This is a genomic window from Cognatilysobacter lacus (genome assembly GCF_008274655.1).
In the GTDB taxonomy this organism is placed as follows: Bacteria; Pseudomonadota; Gammaproteobacteria; order Xanthomonadales; family Xanthomonadaceae; genus Cognatilysobacter; species Cognatilysobacter lacus.
In genome coordinates this window covers 1-1,761 of the sequence record NZ_VTRV01000259.1, presented here as the reverse complement: position 1 = coordinate 1,761, position 1,761 = coordinate 1, and the positions used below count along the sequence as shown (strand labels likewise).

Annotated in this window: 2 protein-coding genes; both read right to left on the bottom strand. The window is 71.2% G+C overall.

Features of this window, described 5'->3' with window-relative positions; all coding sequences use genetic code 11:
* The coding region (locus FW784_RS13905) for an NAD(P)/FAD-dependent oxidoreductase (protein ID WP_149353918.1) at window positions 1-808 on the bottom strand (808 nt) is incomplete at its 3' end.
* 139 nt (window positions 809-947) lie between these two features.
* On the bottom strand, window positions 948-1,761 hold an 814-nt coding region (locus tag FW784_RS13900; RefSeq protein WP_235893693.1), incomplete at its 5' end, for a class I SAM-dependent methyltransferase.

Below are 1,761 nucleotides of genomic sequence, written 5' to 3'. Positions count from 1 at the left end.
CCCCGGGGCGCGTCATGCCCGCGACAGGCCCACTGCACGGGATGAGACCTGCGCGCGTCCGGCCGGGTTTGAGGAGCCGCGGCAGCCCGCCGGCTTCGCCGACGCGCATCAGGAAGCCGTCGATGTCGGGCACGCGGGGCTTCGACGCGTCGTGTCGTAGCGCCAGCCCGGCCTGCACGCCGGTAGGACTCTGCGCGATCCAGCCGATGTAGCCCGGTGCGTAGCGCTTGCTGATGAAGCAGTGCAGCGCGTCGGGGCGTGCGAGCCGTGCACCGGGAAAGTCGTATTCGACGCCGTACAGGAAGTCGCGCACGCGACCGAGTTGGCACCGCTGCGCCACGCGCGATCGGGCGCCGTCGGCGCCGACCAGGTAGCGGGTGGTGCCGACGCCCGCGACGTGCCAGCCGTCGTCGCAGGGGTGCGCGTCGGTGAACGACACGCCGAGGCGAAGGTCAACTCGATGCGCGCGAAGCTGCTCGGCGAGCCATCGCATCACCGCGGGCGTATCGGTGGTGAGGAAGTAGTACCCCGGCGCCGCCAATGCGACCTGCTTGAGGCTGGGCGCGTACAGCCGCACCTCTTCGACCCGTCGCGTCATCGACGACGGCAGGCGATTGAGCAGCGTCTGTTCCGCCGCTTCCTTCACGATGATTCCCGTCGTGTGCAGTTTTTCGCCGGGATCGCGCTTGCGTTCGAGCACCACCACGCGCAACCCGCGTTGCGCGGCCGCGATGGCGCAGGCCGCGCCGGCGAAACTCGCCCCGACGATCACCACATCCGCATCGTGGGCGCCTGTCCCGTTTTCCATGTCGCTCCGCATCCAAGGGCAATGCGGGGACAGTGCCGCTGCGGGGCGAGGCCACGATGCGCTGGGCGTGAGGCGAAACTGAAGTCCGCAGCTCCGGCGCGGTCACGCGCCGCGGCGTTCCGCGCGTCCGAGGTGCCCCTCAGCGGCGCACTGCGAGCACGCCGTCGAGCGCGGGCTCGGCCTTGAAACCGGCGGCCTGCAGGCGCTGCGCCACCTCGCGTGGCACGTCGCGGCCGCTGGTGAGCCGGTTGGGGCTGCCGGTGTAGTGGAACATCCGGGCGCCGCGACGAAGCACGCGCGCGAGCTGCTGGTAGAACGCGAGCGAATAGAGCTCGCCGGCGATGCCGAAGCGCGGTGGGTCGTGCAGCAGGGCGTCGACCGACGCGTCGGGAATCCGCTCGATCGCTTCGGCGACGTCGGCATGCACGAGTTGCAGGCGGCCGCCGGCCTGCTCGGAGTCCGGGTCGGGCGACCACGGATTCAACGTGCGCAGCCACAGCACGTCGGCGTTCTTCTCGAAGGAGTCGATGCGCGTGGCGCCAGCCTCCAGACAGCAGCCGGCGAAGTAGCCGAGGCCGCCGCACGTATCGAGAACCCCCTTGCCGCGCGGCTCGACCAGCGCCACCTTCCGGCGTGCATCGTCGACCGGCGAGGCCTTGGAGGTCGGCAGCATCTTGATGCCGTCGATCTCGAACGTCGGTGCGCCCCACTCGGTCGGCACCAGCTTGATCAGCGACCCGGCGTAGCGGGCGACCGGCTCGAAGCCGTCGCCGTCCCAGTAGTAGGCGGTGCGGTCCTTGAGCTTCGCCGGATAGGGGTAGTGCTCGCCGCGCCACTGCCATGACGCGGGCGACAGCCGGGCCTCGCCGGACGAGAGGGCGAGGTCCAGCGAGCCCGTCCACGCCTCGGCACCCGAATCGCGCGCGGCGGCCAGGGCATCGGCCACGTCGCGC